The sequence below is a fragment of the Anaerocolumna chitinilytica genome (assembly GCF_014218355.1).
GTDB lineage: Bacteria > Bacillota > Clostridia > Lachnospirales > Lachnospiraceae > Anaerocolumna > Anaerocolumna chitinilytica.
Window position 1 is genome coordinate 4,676,544 of the sequence record NZ_AP023368.1, and the last position, 19,002, is coordinate 4,695,545.

At 38.8% G+C, this 19,002-nt stretch carries 19 protein-coding genes; all 19 read right to left on the bottom strand.

Annotated elements, in window-relative coordinates:
* Position 1 precedes the first annotated feature (1 nt).
* Complete coding sequence (hemL, locus tag bsdcttw_RS20355; protein ID WP_185256629.1) at positions 2–1,276, bottom strand: glutamate-1-semialdehyde 2,1-aminomutase; 1,275 nt, start codon at positions 1,274–1,276, stop codon at positions 2–4.
* Complete coding sequence (gene hemB, locus bsdcttw_RS20360; protein ID WP_185256630.1) at positions 1,273–2,244, bottom strand: porphobilinogen synthase; 972 nt, start codon at positions 2,242–2,244, stop codon at positions 1,273–1,275. Before hemB ends, hemL begins: the two co-directional genes overlap by 4 nt.
* Positions 2,241–3,761: a uroporphyrinogen-III C-methyltransferase gene (cobA, locus tag bsdcttw_RS20365; protein WP_185256631.1), complete on the bottom strand. Its 1,521-nt coding sequence runs from the start codon at positions 3,759–3,761 to the stop codon at positions 2,241–2,243. Before cobA ends, hemB begins: the two co-directional genes overlap by 4 nt.
* A gap of 81 nt (positions 3,762–3,842) precedes the next feature.
* A complete protein-coding gene (hemC, locus tag bsdcttw_RS20370) occupies positions 3,843–4,724 on the bottom strand; it encodes a hydroxymethylbilane synthase (RefSeq protein WP_185256632.1) in 882 nt (293 codons plus the stop codon).
* 1 nt (position 4,725) lies between these two features.
* Positions 4,726–5,358 carry a precorrin-2 dehydrogenase/sirohydrochlorin ferrochelatase family protein gene (locus bsdcttw_RS20375; RefSeq protein ID WP_185256633.1) on the bottom strand — a complete coding sequence of 211 codons (633 nt, stop codon included), beginning with the start codon at positions 5,356–5,358 and terminating at the stop codon, positions 4,726–4,728.
* Positions 5,359–5,459: 101 nt separating this feature from the next.
* On the bottom strand, positions 5,460–6,611 hold the full coding sequence (gene hemA / locus bsdcttw_RS20380; RefSeq protein ID WP_185256634.1) for a glutamyl-tRNA reductase: 1,152 nt from the start codon (positions 6,609–6,611) through the stop codon (positions 5,460–5,462).
* A gap of 242 nt (positions 6,612–6,853) precedes the next feature.
* On the bottom strand, positions 6,854–7,798 hold the full coding sequence (locus tag bsdcttw_RS20385; protein WP_185256635.1) for a helix-turn-helix domain-containing protein: 945 nt from the start codon (positions 7,796–7,798) through the stop codon (positions 6,854–6,856).
* Between the two features lie 217 nt (positions 7,799–8,015).
* Positions 8,016–8,666, bottom strand: coding sequence for a uracil-DNA glycosylase family protein (locus bsdcttw_RS20390; RefSeq protein ID WP_225903719.1), 651 nt, complete (start codon positions 8,664–8,666; stop codon positions 8,016–8,018).
* A gap of 115 nt (positions 8,667–8,781) precedes the next feature.
* A complete protein-coding gene (locus tag bsdcttw_RS20395; protein ID WP_185256636.1) occupies positions 8,782–10,119 on the bottom strand; it encodes an MATE family efflux transporter in 1,338 nt (445 codons plus the stop codon).
* A 94-nt stretch (positions 10,120–10,213) separates the two neighbouring features.
* On the bottom strand, positions 10,214–11,107 hold the full coding sequence (locus bsdcttw_RS20400) for a PQQ-binding-like beta-propeller repeat protein (RefSeq protein ID WP_185256637.1): 894 nt from the start codon (positions 11,105–11,107) through the stop codon (positions 10,214–10,216).
* 115 nt (positions 11,108–11,222) lie between these two features.
* Complete coding sequence (locus tag bsdcttw_RS20405; protein WP_185256638.1) at positions 11,223–12,029, bottom strand: MerR family transcriptional regulator; 807 nt, start codon at positions 12,027–12,029, stop codon at positions 11,223–11,225.
* A gap of 45 nt (positions 12,030–12,074) precedes the next feature.
* The gene (locus bsdcttw_RS20410; protein ID WP_185256639.1) at positions 12,075–12,917 is read right to left on the bottom strand and encodes a creatininase family protein; all 843 of its coding nucleotides are present in this window, start codon (positions 12,915–12,917) and stop codon (positions 12,075–12,077) included.
* Positions 12,918–13,042: 125 nt separating this feature from the next.
* Entirely contained in the window at positions 13,043–13,843 is an 801-nt protein-coding gene (locus bsdcttw_RS20415) for a hypothetical protein (RefSeq protein WP_185256640.1), read from the bottom strand.
* A 325-nt stretch (positions 13,844–14,168) separates the two neighbouring features.
* Positions 14,169–14,936: a CPBP family intramembrane glutamic endopeptidase gene (locus bsdcttw_RS20420; RefSeq protein WP_185256641.1), complete on the bottom strand. Its 768-nt coding sequence runs from the start codon at positions 14,934–14,936 to the stop codon at positions 14,169–14,171.
* 4 nt (positions 14,937–14,940) lie between these two features.
* Positions 14,941–15,516 (bottom strand): TetR/AcrR family transcriptional regulator, encoded by a 576-nt coding sequence (locus bsdcttw_RS20425; RefSeq protein WP_185256642.1) that lies wholly within the window; start codon positions 15,514–15,516, stop codon positions 14,941–14,943.
* A gap of 230 nt (positions 15,517–15,746) precedes the next feature.
* Positions 15,747–16,610, bottom strand: a complete 864-nt coding sequence (locus bsdcttw_RS20430) for a helix-turn-helix transcriptional regulator (protein ID WP_207726441.1) — start codon at positions 16,608–16,610, stop codon at positions 15,747–15,749.
* A gap of 192 nt (positions 16,611–16,802) precedes the next feature.
* On the bottom strand, positions 16,803–17,267 hold the full coding sequence (locus bsdcttw_RS20435; RefSeq protein WP_185256644.1) for a GyrI-like domain-containing protein: 465 nt from the start codon (positions 17,265–17,267) through the stop codon (positions 16,803–16,805).
* A 35-nt stretch (positions 17,268–17,302) separates the two neighbouring features.
* Positions 17,303–18,163, bottom strand: a complete 861-nt coding sequence (locus bsdcttw_RS20440) for an AraC family transcriptional regulator (protein WP_207726442.1) — start codon at positions 18,161–18,163, stop codon at positions 17,303–17,305.
* A gap of 200 nt (positions 18,164–18,363) precedes the next feature.
* Positions 18,364–18,891, bottom strand: coding sequence for a GNAT family N-acetyltransferase (locus tag bsdcttw_RS20445; RefSeq protein ID WP_185256646.1), 528 nt, complete (start codon positions 18,889–18,891; stop codon positions 18,364–18,366).
* Between the last annotated feature and the right edge of the window lie 111 nt (positions 18,892–19,002).

The window sequence follows — 19,002 nt, forward strand, 5'->3', positions numbered from 1 at the left end:
TTTACCTGTTGAAATATTCTTCTATAACCTTACAGGTCATGGATATATCTTCTTCACTATGGGCATCCGAAATAAACATTGCCTCAAACTGTGCCGGGGCAATATAAATGCCGCGTTCCAGAAGATAATTAAAGTAGGAGGCATACTCTCTAGTATCAGAGGTCATTACATCATCATAGGTGGTCACCGGTATACCGGTAAAGAAAGGACTTAAAAGAGAGCCTATCTGGTTTACCCACACCCTTCCCTTTGATACCTGGCGAAGCGTGTTGGCCAGTTGCTTCGCTTTTTGTTCTAATTCTTCATAAATCCCGGGGCTGTTTCTTAATATATTCAGGGTAGTGATTCCGGCGGTGGTGGCAACAGGGTTACCTGATAAAGTACCTGCCTGATAGACATTACCCAAAGGAGATACCTTCTCCATAATATCCCGTCTTCCCCCGTAAGCTCCGATCGGCATTCCACCGCCTATAATCTTACCCAGGGTTATAAGATCCGGGCTAATCTGAAAATATTCCGAGGCTCCTCCCGGTAGAAGCCGAAAACCGGTAATGACCTCATCAAAAATCAATAATGCTCCGTTGTCTCTTGTAATCTTTCGAAGAAATGGCAGAAAGCCATCCTTTGGAAGGACTACCCCCATATTGGCAGCTACGGGTTCCACAATAACGGCGGCAATCTGCGCTCCATATTGGGCAAAGAGATTTTCTACAGATGTCGCATCATTGTATTCTGCTACTAATGTAGTCTGAGTAAATCCAGCAGGTACTCCGGCACTATCCGGAACGGCTGTTGTAAGGGCCGCAGAGCCGGCCTTTACTAACAGACCATCACTGTGTCCATGATAACAACCTCGAAACTTTATAATCATATCCCTTCCGGTAAATCCCCTTGCGACCCGGATAGCACTCATAACCGCTTCCGTTCCGGAACTTAACAGACGGGTCATTTCCATGGAAGGCATCATCTCAGAAATGATTTCTGCCAGGATGATTTCCTTTTCTGTAGGAGCTCCGTAGGTAAGTCCTTTTTCACAGGCTTTGATTACTGCTTCCGTTACTTCTTCCCTTGCATGACCAAGAATTGCCGGTCCCCAGGAACTGACATAATCTATGAATTCATTTCCATCGGCATCATAGATTCTGGAGCCTTTTGCCCTGTCAATAAATAAAGGGGTTCTTCCTACTGACCGAAAAGCCCTAACCGGGCTATTTACTCCCCCTGGTATATGTTCTACAGCTCTCCTATAAAGCTCCTCCGACCTCCCTGTATTCATAGTTCTTCCTCCTTTAGCCACCCGGCAACATCCAGAGCATGGTAAGTTATAATAATTCTGGCTCCGGCTCTTTTGATCGCAGTAAGATTTTCCAGGACGATTTTCTTTTCATCAATCCAACCATTCGCCGCAGCTGCCTTCACCATGGAATACTCTCCGCTGACATTATAAGCTGCTACCGGACTGTCAAAGGTTTGCGATACTTCTTTAATGACATCCAAATAAGCCAGAGCAGGCTTTACCATAACCATATCTGCCCCTTCTTCTAAATCAGCCTCAACCTCAAGAATAGCTTCTCTGCCATTGGCATAATCCATCTGGTATGTCTTCCGGTCTCCAAAACCGGGTGCAGAATGAGCAGCTTCTCGAAAAGGTGAGTAATAAGCAGAGGAATACTTTGCACTATATGCCATAATTACAATATCAATAAAGCCATTAGCATCCAACGCTTCCCGAATTGCTTGTATTCTTCCATCCATCATATCAGAAGGAGCAATAATATCAGCGCCGGCCCTTGCTAAACTAACGGATGCCTGTGCTAATAAGGGCAAGGTCTCGTCATTTAAGATCTTACCGTTTCTCACAAGGCCGCAATGCCCATGAGAAGTGTACTCACAGAGGCATACATCTGCTATTACCAGGAGCTTTGGGTAATTTTCCTTTATAAATCGGATGGCTCTCTGTGTAATGCCATCCTCCTGATAGGCACCGCTTCCCACCTCATCTTTATGTTCCGGTATGCCAAAAATGAGGATACTTCCTATTCCTCTTTCCGTAATTCTCTCCAGCTCTTCCTCTAATCGGTCAATAGAGTATTGATGGATACCCGGCATGGATGGTATGGGATTCTTAATATTTTCACCTTCTATAACAAATATAGGATAAACCAGCTCTGAAATCTGGAGCTTCGTCTCCCTGACCAGCTTTCTCATGGTTTCATTTGTTCTAAGTTTTCTTAAACGCTTCATCTGTTTCCCCCTCTGAAATTCCTGTCGTCTTCTGTAATGCATTCTACTATTCCATTTACACTTGCTTCTCTGGCAGTAAGAATTATGTTATAGCCATACTCGTTTAATGTCTTTTTGGTAGCGTCACCTATAGAGACAATTTTTGTATCTTTCAGGAGTTCCCTTTTATCGCTGCTTTGAAAGAAGCCATGAACCCCTGAAGAACTGGTAAACACCAGATAATCCAATTGTTTCACTTGTGATTGTGACAGCTCTGTTAAATTCGGATTGTTTAACACATCATATATTTTAATATCATCGTAAGAGATATTCTTTTCCTGTAATGTTTTTATTAACTCTTCTGAACCTTGTACTGCTCTGGGAATCAAAAGTTTTTCCATTGGTGTTACTGCATTCACAAGTTCCTGTGCCAGTTTAATGGCTGAGTATTCTCCTGGTACCAAATCAGCGTAAAAGCCGTATTCCAGCAGGACTTTGGCTGTCCCGCTGCCAACTGCAGCAAAACGTATATGTGATAGTTTTCTATGATCAATAGTGAGTTCCTTCAATCGCTGAAAGAATAGTCTGACTGCATTAGAGCTCGTAAAAACAATCCAGTGATACTGTTCCAGAGACTGTAAGGCCTGGTCAAATTCAGAGCTTTCCGAATAATCTGCCAATTCCAGAGCGCCAACAGTTATCGTTTCTGCTCCCAGTTCTTCCAGCTGTTTCGTCAGTTTTTCTCTGAGGTCTTTTGTACCTGTTATACCGATTCTGACTCCTGATAAAGGATAACAAATAGAAGCTTTCATATTAAGTCCTGCCACACTGCCGATAATGATAATAGCAGGCGCCTTCATTCCTTCTTCTTTGACCTTATTGCAGATATCGGCAAGACTTCCTCTTACCTCTCTTTGCCAGGGGGTGGTACCATTGGAAACTACAGCAACCGGCGTATCCGGATGCTTTCCGCCTTTTATCAATTTCTCTGTAATACCCTCCAGATTACCCATACCCATTAGAATTATAAGAGTTCCGGGAATCTTCGCCATATCTGCCATTGAATCCGGAACGTTTTCCTCTTCTTCTGCGGTATGACCTGTGATTACAGTAAAGCTCTGACTGCTTCCTCTATGGGTAACCGGAATCCCTGCGTAGGCAGCTGCTGCTATAGCAGAGGTCACTCCCGGAACTATTTCATACGGTATCCCTTCTTCCTGTAGGGCCAGCACTTCTTCCCCGCCTCTTCCAAAAACAAAAGGATCACCACCTTTTAAACGCACCACCACTTCGCAGGTACGCGCTTTATCGATTATAAGCTGATTTATCTCTTCCTGTCCTAATGCATGATTGCCGACAACCTTCCCGGCGTAGATACGATCACAGTCAGCTTTTACATATTCTAAAAGCTTCTCTGATGCCAGACGGTCATAGATTACTGCATCGCAAGACTGTAAAAGCCTTTTACCTTTCAGGGTAAGAAGTTCTGCATCACCAGGACCTGCACCTACCAGGTATACTCTACCGTATTTCTCCATTCTAGACCTCATCCTTTGCCATACTTCAGGCAATGTTATTCTGCTTTTAATTTAGTATCTGATTGTCTGACTATTACCCGGCTACTTTTCAAGCAGCTTATCAGCTATCCTGTCGGCAGCAGACAAATAATCTTCTATGGGAGCCTCTTCCTTTACCCTGATTATTCCATCTTCCCTTTTATATATGGCATCTATCTTAAGAATACCGGTACTAATCTCCGAATAAACACCAATAGCTTCATGACATCCTGCATTCAGCTTCTCTAGTACTCTTCTTTCGGTCATTAAGCTGATTGCGGTCTCCTTATCGTTAATACCTGAAACAAGTTCTGACAACTCCTCTTCAAGACGGCCTTCTACCGCGAGAATGCCCTGACCGGCAGCCGGGACAAATTCCTCCGTGGAAAATATCCGGTACTTAAAGTCCTCTTCTGCCATAAGCCCCAGCCGTTTTAACCCTGCCACAGCCAGAATAATTCCATCGTACTCCCCTTTTTTTAATTTTTCCAGCCTGGTAGGGACATTTCCTCTTAGGCTAAAGCATTCTGCCTGGTAATGCTGCTGTATCTGAAATTGCCTCCTAAGGCTGCTGGTTCCGATAACTGCCCTGCTTTCCTTGGATAGCTGCCGGTTATAAGTCACCAGGACATCCCTTGGATCTTCACGTTTGGGTATACCAAGGATTCCAAGACCTTTCGGAAGTTCCATTGTCATGTCTTTTGCACTATGCACCGCCAAGTCAATCTTTCCATTTAACAATGCTTCTTCAAAGACATCTACAAAGACTCCTTTTCCGCCAAACTGAACCAAAGGTTTATCAAGGATCTCGTCTCCTATGGTACTGATTGGTATTATCTCAAACTTTGTATTCGGTGCAATCTCTGAGAGCATATTGATAATTGTATTTGTCTGAACCATTGCCAATTTGCTTTTTCTTGTTCCTATACGAATCGTTTCCTTCACCCTACTTACCACTTCCTTCCTCAACTATCTTCAAGATGACCCCTTGTACATCTGTCTCCGTCAGACACCCTTTGTTTTCCAGACCTATTCTTACTAGTTCCTTCATAATATCCGCCCGTTTATCTTCCTCTGGAACGGTATTCTTCACATATTCCCGGCAGCTGCCAAGGGTATCGATCAGAGGTTCATAATAATCCGGCAGATTCTCACTTATCTCCTTTTTTAGATATCCTGCCATTAGCGGGCTGTGTCCCGAGGTAGTTATCCCAATTGATATATTCCCTTTTTTTATATAAGCAGGAAATAAGAAATCGCATCGATCTATCTCATCTACTGTATTGACCAATATATTTCTGGTTCTGCAATCAGATGCTATCTTCCCATTCAGGTCCGAATTATTGGTTGCCGCTATGGTTAAAAAGGCACCTTCAAGGTCTTTTTCTTTATACTCCTCCATTTGAATGTAAATACGGTCTTTGAGTATTGCTATATCGTTGATGACTGACGGAGCAACTACTGTTATATCCGCTTCAAAATCAAGCAGTGCCAGGATTTTACGGTAGGCTATTCTGCCGCCTCCCACAATAAGGCATTTCTTATTTTTAAGATCAACAAACAATGGAAAATAACCCATAGATACCTCCGTCTTTTTACCATCACTTTAATTGCAGCTCAGCTTTCATTGGTAATGGCAGTCTTTCATTGTTAAACTCCATAAAACCTGAAGGGTATAAATTATAATAACTTTCTAACCAGCTGCAGCATTACAGATAACTCCTCACTATTGGCTCTGTCTTTTAACTCATAGATGAGATTAGCAGGCCGTATCTTCTCCATTGCATTACCTATATCCGGCAGGTCAGGCAGAAAGGAATGAAATATTACTTCTTTTTTCGCATTATCCAAATGTTCTTCTATCATCTGAGCGGCGCGAATTGTTTCCTGTTCTTTTAGTTCGAAATTTTGGCGGGAAATCTGTTGATAGAAGTCAATATCATGCAGGTTGACACCATTTATCTTCGTAATTTCCCGGTCTATATCCAAGGGCACGGACAGGTCAAGGAAAAGACGTTCTTTTCCGGTCCTGATACTTTCTGAGAGTTCCTTACAGGTAATGGTATAATGGGGACTTGTAGTTGCGCTAATAACGATGTCAGCTTCGTCTATGTATTCATATCTTTCTTTAAAATCAATCATCCTGAGATTCCTATACTCTCGGTTAATAATCTCAATGGAATTATGATTGCGTGATGTTCCGGTAATCTGTATGTTCTCTTTTCCATACAGGTTCTTCATAATGATTGTCCCCATTTTTCCGGTCATACCGATAATTAGTACACGTTTTATATCTCCCCCAAAACGAAACACTTCATTTGCCGCCAGTGTTCCAATGGATACCGGGGTCTTAGATAATCTGGTATCTGTTTTTATCCTCTTTGCACAGGTAATAGCAGCCTGGAACAATGTATTTAACATATATTTTGTAGCCTTTAAGTTCAGTGCCCTGGTATAAGCATCCTTAACCTGTCCTAAAATCTCATCTTCGCCGATTACCATAGAATCCATACCACAGGTAACGGAGAACAAATGCTGTATTGCTTTCTCTTCATTATATACTAAAAAGTACTTAAGCAACAGCGAAAGCTCTGTCTTTTTGAACTCCGTCAGCAGCTTCTCCATCTCCTGAACAGCCTCAAAGCCTGCATTAGCTGGTGAAGGTGTAAAATATACCTCGCAGCGATTACAGGTGGAAAGTATCACACATTCTTCATAATGTCCCTGGTCCATGACCAGCCGCAAGAATTCTTCCTGTTCCTCTTTGGAAAAAGAGAATCTTTCTCTGATTTCAACGGTTGCGATTTTATGGCTTATACTGATTACATACATTTTTCTTCTCTTTTCTAAACAATTTATGGGATAATTCCTATAGCCCATGTATGAGCTTGAATGTAACAAATCCCTGGAATCCTCCTGCCTCTTACATCAAAAGTGGCCATATCCTATGGATTGGCCAACCTTCGAAAAGGCAGATGTGCTTTCTGAATATCAGAAAGTAATCACCTATTAGATTATTATATTCTTGCTGTCAAATGTCAACAGAATGCTCTTAATTTCATTAAATCTCAGGCTCAACAGCATTCTGAAAGCTTTTTTATCGGGAGCCATAATTTAAAGCCTGCCATCTCTCCACCTGTTTCAAACCATTCCTTTGTAAAGACATGTTCCTCGTAATACGGCCTTGTCCCCATATCAAACTCATAGGCTGAGGTCTCCTTTAAAAATTCCGACATCACTCCGTAAGCCTTCATCATAGACTCACCAATATCAATGGTGCCGTCATCCCGGAATTCGTTTAGAGCAACATCTCCCACCAGAAACAGACCTTTGGGACCATCACAGACTTCTGCTCCTTTAAAAGTATTCTCCCTTCCTTCCTCCTCGAACAAAAATACATAAGCCAAATATTCGTGAACGATGTCCGCCTCCTCAGTCTGATGCTCTTCTCCCTCGGGATGATGCCCTTTCGGCGCACAACCGATATATCTGCGGGCAGGATAGTCCTTTAGCTGGTTAGTACTCCATTTTCTGAGCATATTCCAGGCAGCTTCTTCCGGTGCCTTACAATTCACAAAGAAGCCTGCAAGCCGTTCATTGCCATGTTCTTCAATGCGTACAATTGGTTTCGTACTCATACATAAACTCCCTCCATTCACCTTTATTTCTAATGTTATACGCGGATATTCCGTGTAGATTCCCAGCTTTCTTACCGCAGTCGGAGGTACACCATGAAAAGTCTGAAAAGCCCTGGTAAATGCCGCTGCTGACTCATAGCCGTATTTTAAGGCCACCTCAACTACCTTTTCATCTCCGTGAATTAAATCATAGGCCGATAATGCCATTCTTCTGCAGCGTACATATTCAGATAATGTTATATCTGTGGCAAAGGTAAACATTCTCTGAAATCCGGACAGTGAGCAGCAGGCAATCTTAGCCGCCTTTTGGTAATCCATTTTCTTCTCCATGTGTGCTTCCATATAATCAATAGCACTATTTATTTTATCAAGCCATTCCATCTTCTTCTCCCATCTGCGCACTAACTATTCCCATAGGTGTACGAAAGCTGCACATGTATAATCAGGGGGGCTGTTGCAAAATAGCCCTTTCACCTCAAATCAAGTATACCATATAATTTCCAAATATGCTTTGCAGAAAAAGGCTGTTTCTGCAAAAGTAAAACCTCCATCTCTTTTATAGAAGGATGAAGGTTTTACTTATAATCTCAATTTTTCTTTATTTATTAATATTTAAAATCCTATTGTCTCTGCTTTGTTTCAGATACTCTTCCATTCTAATTATATCTTCGCTGATCATACGACACTTGGACTTTTCAATAAGTATGTTTCCACCAGTCATAATATAGGACGGAAAAACACGCTTATTTTGATAGAAAAATTCGTTACTGCGGATTTTATAGGTGCTTTCAGATGGGATTACGTTCTTCTTCGTATTTTTCTTTGCGATGTAATTTAAAGCTTTCTTTGCCACATCTCCCATAAGCATAATAACCTTTAGATTGGGAAACAGGCCTATCTCATATTCCAATATAGGCAGATGCTCTATAATTTTGGCAGTATCCACCGCATATCCGGATTTAGAGGATTTCACTGCTGTTGTAAGATAAATTCCACGGCCTATTATATCCTCAATACTCCCAACAGTAATACCCGCATCTGCAAAAAGTGCCTGTACTGTCTTCATATAACCCGGATTCTCAGATTTGCTGTAAAAATAATCCGATGGATTTTCCGGGGGTACTTCATTTATCATAATTACCTCTACATTCTCGGCAGCTAAAGAAACCTGAGGAAATTGAACACCTTGCAGCGAAATTCCATTTTCCTCTGAAAATTCTAATAAACATTTATTCATATCCAGTAACATGTTTACCCTCCTTTTCCATATTATAACATATAGTTTGGACAACTGTATGTCATGTTATAAATAATTGGAGAAATCAGATGTTCTATTAACAAAGCTTGCCAAAATTTCAAAAACTCTAAGGCATATTACTGCTAAGTTTCCTCACTCTGTAATAGTATGCCGGAATAATCGGTATTAACGCTGATACCCAGGCAACCGGATTGGCAAGGCAGATTCCAAAATACCCAAGGGGCTTTGCAAGGAGAATAACTACCAAGCCTCTTGCGAATAACTCGAAGATTCCTCCAAGCATAGGAAGCATTCCATCCCCCAGGCCTTGCAGTGAATTACGGTAAACAAAGATTAGTCCCAGAGGGATATAAAAGCCTGCTACCGCATAAAAATATATCTTGGCTTTCTCAACTACCTCTGCACTGTCCCCATTCACAAATAACTTCACCAGTATATCTCCAAAGATGAGTACAGCCGCCATTGATAAAACACTGCAAACGATAGATATTATAAAGGTAGCGCGAACTCCCGCCCTTACCCTATCCATTTTCCTGGCTCCGGTATTCTGGCCTACATAGGTAGCCAGACTTGCACCAAATGACGGAAGAGGCTGTGTAATTATATTCTGTATTCGGCTGGCAGCCGTAAATGCTGCTATGTAAACTGTTCCAAGGTGATTTAAAGCTACCTGTACCATCATTGTGCCGATAGCTGTTATAGAAAACTGAAGTCCCATGGGTAGACCCATTCCGGTTAACTTAAAGGCACTTTTTCCAGAGAAATGAGCATCCTGCCTTTTCAGGCGAAGGATTGGGTGTTTTTTAAGCATATATATTAAACAGAGGATAGAAGCAAAAGCCTGAGAAATAACCGTAGCGATTCCGGCGCCTTCTACTCCCATAGAAAGCCCTGCGATAAAGAGATAATCCAGAGCCACATTCAAAACAGAAGAAAGCAATAAAAAGTAAAGCGGAGTTTTGCTGTCCCCTAAAGCTCTAAGTACGGAGGCCAATATGTTATAGGCAATTGTTGCAGTAATACCTATGTAGATAATCCTGATAAAATGATAGGTATCCTGAAATATTTCCTTTGGTGTATTCATTATTGTCAAAATCCATCGGTTAGCCAAAAGAAGTCCTATGGTCATTAAAAAAGCCATAATGATACACAAGTAGAATGACATGGCTACATAATGCTTTACACCTTTTATATCTTCCGCTCCGAAACGCTGGGCAACTATAATAGCAAATCCACCTGTCATTCCCATAATCCAGCCTATAACTAAGAAGGTCAGAGAACCGGTAGACCCTACAGCGGCCAGAGCATTCACCCCCAGGAGATTTCCAACAATAATGGAATCAATAACATAATAGAGCTGCTGAACAATATTTCCTATCAGAATTGGGATTGTAAAACCAATTATTAATTTCATCGGGTTACCGGTTGTTAAATCATTCTTCATGAACTCACCCTCCTTTATACTAGCAATCAATTATTATACAGAGTATTTGGAAGAGTGTCTATCATAAAATTACCAGTGAGTCTAACTTACAACTTTACCGGCTTATACTGAACTTATAATCTGTATTATAAGTACGTACATACAAGAATTTTCCCTTTTTGATAATATAAGAGGGTGCAGATTTTAACAATGTCTTGTTCAAGATCTTGCCGGTGTTGATATCAACCTGATACAGATAATCCGATTCATCCGTAAAACCATAACCTGAGATGATAACACCATCAACAATAACAAAATTATTGCAATTGCTTACCAGGGCTTTGGTCCTCCAGATAATACTCATATCTTTTAAATCAATTGCCGTTATATAGGCATTCATATTATTCGAGCTTTTGGCATAGGTATTGTGGCTATGAGAAATATATAAAATATTGTCCTTAATGGTTGCCCAATTAATTTTTTGCTGTATAAACTCATAATCAGCTTTTACATATTTCGGCGAATATTTATAATTGGAAAAATCCAAGGAGTATACCAGCTCTAATGTTTTCTTATCATAAATGTTTAAAATATATCCTTCCGAAAAATCCGAACCATAGGTGCAATAAATATACTTGGTATCATAAAAAGCAGAAGTTGCCATTAACCTATTCCAAGTGTCGTCTATCCCTTCCGGTAGATTCCCGGAAATAGTACTGAAAGAATTTGGCACCTGATAGGTTCCCAGTGAAAGTTTATTCTTCTGAAACCACTCATCTTCGTCTGTAATTTGATTGGTTTTACTCGTTACCAGTTTTAGTTTAAGCGGTGTGCTCTTTTTATTTTGTACTTTGCCTGACTTATAATAGTCAAAAGACGGCTTACTCATAGTCGTCATGGTACTATCAGCCTCTAAAGCGGCAGCTGCCTCCACTTCTTTGAAACTTGCGCCAATTCCGGTGAGCATAAGTAAAACTGCCATAAATATTACGAATCTTCTTTTCATCATGAACTCCTCCCTTTTAAGTGGTATAGTATACTAGTTTATATTGGTATCAGTAAAATTCTACCATAAAACTATCTCCTATGACAGGTTTATTTTATCTTTTTAAAAATGAAGAATCTTACACTGTGCAAATCTCATAATAAATCTCCGCACTCATATCACGGTTGTATACCTCAAAGACTTTACCTGTAAGCTCAATGTTATTCATTTCTGCATATTCCTTTAATTTCTGATGAGCCTTACATATTGTGGAGAAACCTGTTCTATGAACTGTATATATGCAAAAGGCCGGCTCTTCTTTCTTTAAAAACTCCTCTTGCAGAATATGTGTATCCGCAACCGGTAGACATGTCTCCATAAAAAATTCTCCGTTTCCTTCGAATACCTTATCATATCTAACATAATGAGAGTCCACTGCAATCAAACCGTTCTGAGCAGCAATTTCATATAGTTTACCTACGCTGACCCCAAGATCTTCTGCTTCTATATTCTCTTTACGAAACAATATGGTTTTTTCAGTAAACAATTTTCTGCCAATCTCATATTCCTCCTGAGCATTCATTCGCTGCCCTGAGGCATACTTCTCCAACTGCAGCTTCACACTTATACTATTCTGTATTTCATGCTCCAATTGAACTTCCCTTTCAGTCAGCGCTGTCTTTTCATTCACTTCTCCGTTTATTATCTGCTTTATCTCCTTGAGAGAAAATCCGAACTTTCTATATTCCTTGATACGGAGCAGTTCTTCGAATTGCTCCGCTGTATAATAGCTATATCCATTATCTTCCCTTTTTGATGTCGGTATTAACAAGCCTGCTTCTTCATATAATCTAAGTGCTTTTCTTCCTACTTTTCCGATAACCGCAAATTGACCTCTTGAATACATTTTATACCATACTCCTTCTATTTGGATTGCCTGATTCATAAGTATTCTCTCCTGATAACATATTCTGCTGCCTTAAATTCCAGCTCATAGGAAAGGTGTGTGCATAAAGGGAATCTTATATAATGAATGAAACATGTACCCTGAACAATCTTCCCCTTTTATTAACTTCGATGCAACTGTTGCCAAATACTGTGCGGTGTTACAATTCAGCATCCTTCCGATTTTTTCATCCCCTAAAGCCGGATATCCCAAGTGCCCATACTCTCCCATGGCTCTTAATTGTTTTCCTGAAAACATCATGTCTTTCTCATGGATTTCTATCGGGGGTATGGTTTTATAACTCTCTGACACTGATGCTTTATTGATATCTAACATACAGGAAGTCTCAATCCATCCGGCATGGAAATCATTTGCTGCACACCTTTCCATCTCTTTTATTTCATCGGGCAATCCCAAGTCAATGCCAAGTTCTTTTGCCGAAAAGAAAGCTCCCATAGGTGAAATGGCACATATCTTATATTTACTGTTTATCCTCTTGCAGGCTTTTTCTGTAGCAATCAAATGTATGGGGTCTCCATGGGATGCTACAATGATAATATTTTGAAATCCCATTTGAACAATATTTTCCAGCAATTCCACTGCAACCTTATAAACTGTTTTAGGTTCAAAGTGAATACACCCATAAAAACCTCTCACTCCAGCGGCAGCAATGGGATATGCCGGAAGTTTGCAGCAGACAGCTTCTGGATTCTTTTGATTTATTATACCTTCTGCTTCTGCAATCCAATATTCCCCTTCATACACATCTGTTCCAAGAGGCAGATGAAGACTGTGTTCTTCAATCGGTGCCATAGTTATAAATAATATACTTCGTGCTTTGTCAAGCTCTGCTATTTGTTTCCAGGTACAATCACTTAAATTCAACATTTCAACCTCACATTCCACGACTAACCAGTTTTAAGATTTTTTAATCTCTAACCCAAGGATAAGCCTTGCCCTTTGGGCCAGGTCAAGTAGAATTTAAGAAATAATCCTAGAAACGCAGCTTTATATCAGAAGGATATATTTAATAATCTGGTCTTACTATACCTTCCGCAGCTATAGAAGGTTTTATAGCTATTTATATTTTTATACCAGCAGCCTCCAATAGGTATATCTTCTCTATCCCGGCAAATATCAGCCATGTTAAGCTGCAGGCTTCTTGCTACTCCTTTTCGTCTGTGCTGTTCCAGTACAAACTCTCCACAGGAAGTGTAGCCTTTCTGCAGCTTGCCAGGAACCATTATACCCACGCCAAGGGTTTCTTCATTCTGCAGAATCCGGTATAGCTCGCATTTTTTTGAAAGAATATCGTCATCGGTTACGTTATCATAAAAATCTCCGGTAAGAAGGCGGATTTCCGGCATTTCCTCCACGGTTACTATTTTCATATACTCCATTCCATATTCAGCTTCCCTGACATCACGTTTTATTGTTCCATCAAAGAAATAAGCCTGAAGTTCAAAACCTTTGTTCAAATCCAGGCATACTGACAAAAAGCTTTCATCACAGGTAGCAACATAGGCTTTCTCAATATGAAACTCTGAAATTATTCTAAACAGAATTTCTTTGCTGGAATTCATATAAGCATCATCCAGGTAGTAGGAGGTGATATACTTTTTCTTATCCCATTCTTCATATATCGTAAAGAATCCAACTGCTACTTCACTAGTCATTACCAAATAGTAATCTCCATTTAAAATATGCTCTTCCCAGAATTCATCCACAACACCTGTCAATGATTCAATGTATTTGTCTACCATATCCATATTGTCTCTAATCCGGGAAAGCTCGAAATTTAATTTATTTTCCACGATGATATCTCCTTATTATTGTTTTTAGAAATAAAAAAACCTGTAAGACCACAAAAATAGTGTCTTACAGGTTATAATAAGGAGCAATCTGTTTGTTTTACACATCTTTATGGTCTTAAACAGGCACTAAAATAAAGGCTGTTGCAGCCGTTCTACCTGTTAGGCTTAAATTATTTAAGTCCCATAAAAATTGCAATTAACAAACACACACTCCCTTCCATTTACAGTTTCAATCATTATATCAGTTCTTCCAGATTTATGCAATATTATATGTACTATCAATTGCATCTTTTGCCTGGTCATTATAGTTTATTCATCATAAAAATCACACTGCTGGTTCTAATGCTTCCTTTACATTGTCTTCTTTTTTTCTCTGCCACATAGCTATAGCAAATACCAGCAATATTGCAACCTGGATAGCTAAAATAACGAGAGCTGTTTTGTCAAGAGCGTCACCTGTGATGCCAGATATGTAATCATGTGATGCATGCCAGATAATTAGTGCCCAAAGACTTTTCGTAATACTAACAATTTCAGCCAGTACGATTCCTACAAGGAAGGCAAAAAACATCTGTAGTATAACATATAATGCAGTTTTACTATTAAAAGCATTTACAAGGTGAAGTACTCCAAAGACAACAGAAGTCCAGATAACTGCCTGTTTTCTTCCTTTTTCCTCCATAAACTTAAAGGCCAGACCTCTAAAATAAATTTCTTCATTAAAACCGACGGCAATGGTAAAAAACAATAATATAATATATTGAAGTCCGGTCACTTCCGAACTAAAACCTACAATGGCAAGCGGGAGTATCTCTACCACAATTAACGGAATATACCACCATACTTTTCGAAAGGAACCCTTTTCATTTGCACGGAATCCGAAATTTGAAAGTGTAAACCGGGATTTTTTCATAATTATAAGACCTATCATTACAGAAACAACCAAAGCCCCGGTAATAAAAAGATATTGAATATCGGCATTCGAACTAAAAGCCTGTGACACTGCTGAACCAAGGGCGGTCATAAATGTGCACAGCAGTCCCAGCAGGATGACTGTTATATATGGATGCCTCTGTGTATAAGATGTTTTCATATGCTTAATTCTCCTCATTTTTTAATTTTAGTATTAATCCCATAAATGAATTGTTTAATAACCTTTTGATTTCTTCATCACTAAAACGACAGTTATTCGTGGCATACATAGATGCAATTCCATGAGTTACAAGCCAAATTCCCGCATATAATTCCTTTGCCCGTTTTATATCTAATCCGGTCATTTGACATAGCATTTCTATAACTTCGTCGTCTCCTTCCGTTGAACCTACAATATCCATTAAACTCTGTCCTTGAAATGCATCCGACATAAATAATAACTTAAAGAGATTTTTTTCGTTTTTTGCAAAATCAATATAGGCAAGGCCAACACTGATAAAACCATCTTCCTGATGTTCCACCGCTCTTAGCATTCGTTCATTATAGATATGTTCGACTTCTTTATAGATATTCCCTTTCAGTCTTTCCATTGAATGAAACACTCGAAATATAGGGTGTACAGAGCAGCCGATTTCCTTTGCCAAGTCACGGGCATTCAGGCTTTCTAATCCCTTTTCCCTGACCATATTAATTGCAGCATTAAGAATATCCTCATCTGTAATCTTTATTTTGGGTGGCAAGTTAATACTTCCTTTCATAATATATCATACGTTACGTAACACTTGTTACTTATTCTACACCATTATTTCCCTGCTGTCAACTGCTGATTCATAAAAAGAAAGATACCTTGTCTTTTTAGACAAGATACCTTTCACGATACTATTACCAGATATTTTTTATGGACATCCACATCTAGTTGTAACATTTTTCCCAAGTGCTCAATCGAGTATATAAGCAGCATCTCTCCTCTTTAAGCATATTCAACAGCAAGATTATTTAATTCATCCGTCAAAGCATTATTTCCAAGCTTTTTTGCTAAGGGCAGGTAGATTTCTATTGTCTCCTTTGCTTTGCACTTCCATTTATCCTCATTCATGAACCGAAGAGTCCTCATATTATGGAGACGTTCGGCAAGCTTAACCAATACTATATCATCATTCTCAAATTCACATGAAATATCAAAATCAGATAAGCCAACTATTATATTAACTATTTTCTCCGTTAGATTACTCTCCAGTTCTTTCCTACTGACATTTGTTTTTTCTAATATATCACACATAAGACCTACAACAATAGCATTTTCGCCGGCTCCTATATCAGCGAGGATAATAGCTACATTTAATGGATGTGTGATATACTCATCTCCTGAATATCTTCGCATACCTTCATAAGCTTTTTTTGAAACTTCATAAGCTTTACAAATATTAGCTAGGTTGGCATTATTTTGATTACAACTAATACAATTCAGTAAAGTCGCAAATAATTTGTCCTTATCCTCCTGCTCATCCGTCTGTTTGATAAATAATTCACTCATATAGCTACCTCCTGTTAAGTCATCTATTTGCATTTTCATCGCACTTAATAAGGAAGGTGTGTATCCATATTCTTTCTTAAAAGCCTTTGTAAATCCGCTGTGGCTATCGTAAGAATACTTCAGCGCCGCATCTATTACTTTCTTTCCATGCATAATTTCTTTCGCTGCGCTTATTAATCTTCTTCTTTTAACATATTCCATAACAGATATATCTATATACTTCGAAAACATTCTTGAAAAATAATACTCAGAATATCCAAATTTACCGGCTATATCACCAACCAGTATCTTTTCTTCCAAGTGGCTTTCAATATATTTAAGGCTCTCCAGAACAACCTCATAATTCCTTATGATTAGCACCTTCTTTCTATGTGGTAATCATATGATACATCCAACGATTCCATATTTCTTTTCCGATTCTGCTCAATATGTAGCTATTTTAGGAGGTACCTATAAATAAGTGAACGAATTACATGTTAACTTATAATCAACTTATAGTCTGCGTATCGGGAAAAATTGATAACCCTGATTCGTATCTGGACAAATAAAGTCGAGAACAGCTCCAGCAAGAGCTATATTATTATCTTTTAGGTATTTCACACCTTCCATAAAAGTTGATTCGCTTTCATTTTTTACATATATATATTCATAAGATGGAATAGTCCACTTAACCCAACCTTGAGGAGCAATGGCATCATCCGCAACTTCAACTCCTGCTAAGTAGAGTCCTTTTGAAAAATTATCTTCCCAGGGTTTAAAGGAATGGGATAAGTCTGACATAGCACCCCATATTCCTGCTAAACTTCCCGTTTCATCCTTTTTAGCCAAATCTGCTACTTCATTAAAATGGGAATTGGCATCTTCCCATAATCTTTGGATAAAGCCGTCACCGTCATTGGTAGAACCTTCTTTACCGATAACTGAAAATGAGGCTTTTATACATTTTTGAATCTCCATAATTTCTCCTCCTCCTTTTTCTTTTCAGCATAAATTTAACTATTACATCGCTTTTTAATAGGAATCCAAATTTCTGTTCTATATTCCTCAGAATTACTAATATTACTATGGGGATACCACTCTATTTCCGGGGCATCCGCTAACTCATATCCGGAGGAAGGAAACCATTCCGTAAATACACGTGTCCAGGTTGGCTGAATTGAACTAAGTCCAATACATTCGAAAACTGCCCAAATTCCTTTTTTTATTCTTAATTCTTCTAAGACTCCTGCCTGCTGGTCACTTACTACCCCGATATAGTAATCAAACAGATTATCCCGAAAATTCGAACACAATCCCATCATTCCGGAATATAAATTATTACTATAAGAAGCAATCTGATAGATTACTCCATTCTGTATTGCCTCTGACCACATTTGCGGAATTCTGCCAGTATTATAAACTCCATCATTAATAATACTCTCTTTTATCCCTATAATTTTAAATTCTTCTTTCTCTTCTATCTTATATACAAGTTCTTTTTCCCCCTTTACCGATATCTGAAAAGAGATTCTTGGATATGATTTCAAGCTTGTACCGAATCTTCTTGCCTTCGTCGGTGTTACACCATGCATTGCTGTAAATGCTCGTGTAAATGCTGTGGGTGAATTATATCCAAACTTTAATGAAATATCTAATACACTCATATTAGTGTTTTGCAGGTCAAACGCTGCCTTCGTAAGCCGTCTTCGTCTGATATACTCCCCTAAAGTTGTATCAGAAATAAAAGAAAACATTCTTTGATAATGATTAACCGAGCAACAGGCTATTTTTGCAGCATTTTCAAAACTTAACTCGTTATCTAAATTCTTTTCTATGTACTCTAAGGAATTATTTAAGCGGTCTAACCATTCCATTTTCTCTTTCCTTTCAAATGATACAATTTCTGTCGGTAGAATTCCTCTCATTTCATGTACAAAAAAGAGAGAAAAAATACAGATTTATTCCTATAAGTAAATTCCATTATATAACAATTAATTTACCTTATCAAATAAGATAAATGCAAAAAGGGGGCTGCTTCCCTTTACAGCAGCCCCCTACATATCTAAGGTATAAATTAGTTCTCAAACATAAACACTAACTTTGGCATTCCGTCGATAATCTTTTCAATCGTTTTGTATTTATTTCCCGTATAACCTCCGATTGTTTTATGCCAGAAGGTCTTTGCCCGAATGTTATTCTCAGTAGAATGGGTATAAAACATCCACTTACCATGGTGCTTTTGAAAGATCTCAGTTATGGCTTGGTTTGATATGGACTTTCCCCTAAATGGTGACAAAATAAATGTTTCATATATGAAATAATCCACTTCCGCCGGCACATATTTACCACTTCCTATAAGGCAGAATCCTGCCGGTATATTATCCGCCATGATTAAATATGGATATAATAGATTAGGGTTATCAAACCATATCTGCTGAATGTCATACTCTTCTGCGAGGGTTCTGATTGGTTCTTCCTCAAAGATTCCATATTCGTTGGGAAGCGTGCCATGTATTCCAGCAAGATCGTGTAGATATAGCGGGTAAATATTTTTGATAATAAAACCGTTTGTATTATCTGCTAACTTTATATCTATTTTCATTTTGAACTGCTCCTTAATATTAAGAATATTTTTAGTCTTATATTAAATGCAATCCTTTTTTAACTATTCTTCTTGTATCTAAGATACCGCTCCATACATTTTAAATAATTT

Bases quoted from the DNA above. Each gene is read 5' to 3' on its own strand.
- hemL (WP_185256629.1), bottom strand. From the start codon at position 1,276: ATGAATACAGGGAGGTCGGAGGAGCTTTATAGGAGAGCTGTAGAACAT.
- hemB (WP_185256630.1), bottom strand. From the start codon at position 2,244: ATGAAGCGTTTAAGAAAACTTAGAACAAATGAAACCATGAGAAAGCTG.
- cobA (WP_185256631.1), bottom strand. From the start codon at position 3,761: ATGGAGAAATACGGTAGAGTATACCTGGTAGGTGCAGGTCCTGGTGAT.
- bsdcttw_RS20375 (WP_185256633.1), bottom strand. From the start codon at position 5,358: ATGGGTTATTTTCCATTGTTTGTTGATCTTAAAAATAAGAAATGCCTT.
- hemA (WP_185256634.1), bottom strand. From the start codon at position 6,611: ATGTATGTAATCAGTATAAGCCATAAAATCGCAACCGTTGAAATCAGA.
- bsdcttw_RS20385 (WP_185256635.1), bottom strand. From the start codon at position 7,798: ATGGAATGGCTTGATAAAATAAATAGTGCTATTGATTATATGGAAGCA.
- bsdcttw_RS20390 (WP_225903719.1), bottom strand. From the start codon at position 8,666: ATGTTACTGGATATGAATAAATGTTTATTAGAATTTTCAGAGGAAAAT.
- bsdcttw_RS20395 (WP_185256636.1), bottom strand. From the start codon at position 10,119: ATGAAGAATGATTTAACAACCGGTAACCCGATGAAATTAATAATTGGT.
- bsdcttw_RS20400 (WP_185256637.1), bottom strand. From the start codon at position 11,107: ATGATGAAAAGAAGATTCGTAATATTTATGGCAGTTTTACTTATGCTC.
- bsdcttw_RS20405 (WP_185256638.1), bottom strand. From the start codon at position 12,029: ATGAATCAGGCAATCCAAATAGAAGGAGTATGGTATAAAATGTATTCA.
- bsdcttw_RS20410 (WP_185256639.1), bottom strand. From the start codon at position 12,917: ATGTTGAATTTAAGTGATTGTACCTGGAAACAAATAGCAGAGCTTGAC.
- bsdcttw_RS20420 (WP_185256641.1), bottom strand. From the start codon at position 14,936: ATGAAAACATCTTATACACAGAGGCATCCATATATAACAGTCATCCTG.
- bsdcttw_RS20435 (WP_185256644.1), bottom strand. From the start codon at position 17,267: ATGGAGATTCAAAAATGTATAAAAGCCTCATTTTCAGTTATCGGTAAA.
- bsdcttw_RS20440 (WP_207726442.1), bottom strand. From the start codon at position 18,163: ATGGAATGGTTAGACCGCTTAAATAATTCCTTAGAGTACATAGAAAAG.
- bsdcttw_RS20445 (WP_185256646.1), bottom strand. From the start codon at position 18,891: ATGAAAATAGATATAAAGTTAGCAGATAATACAAACGGTTTTATTATC.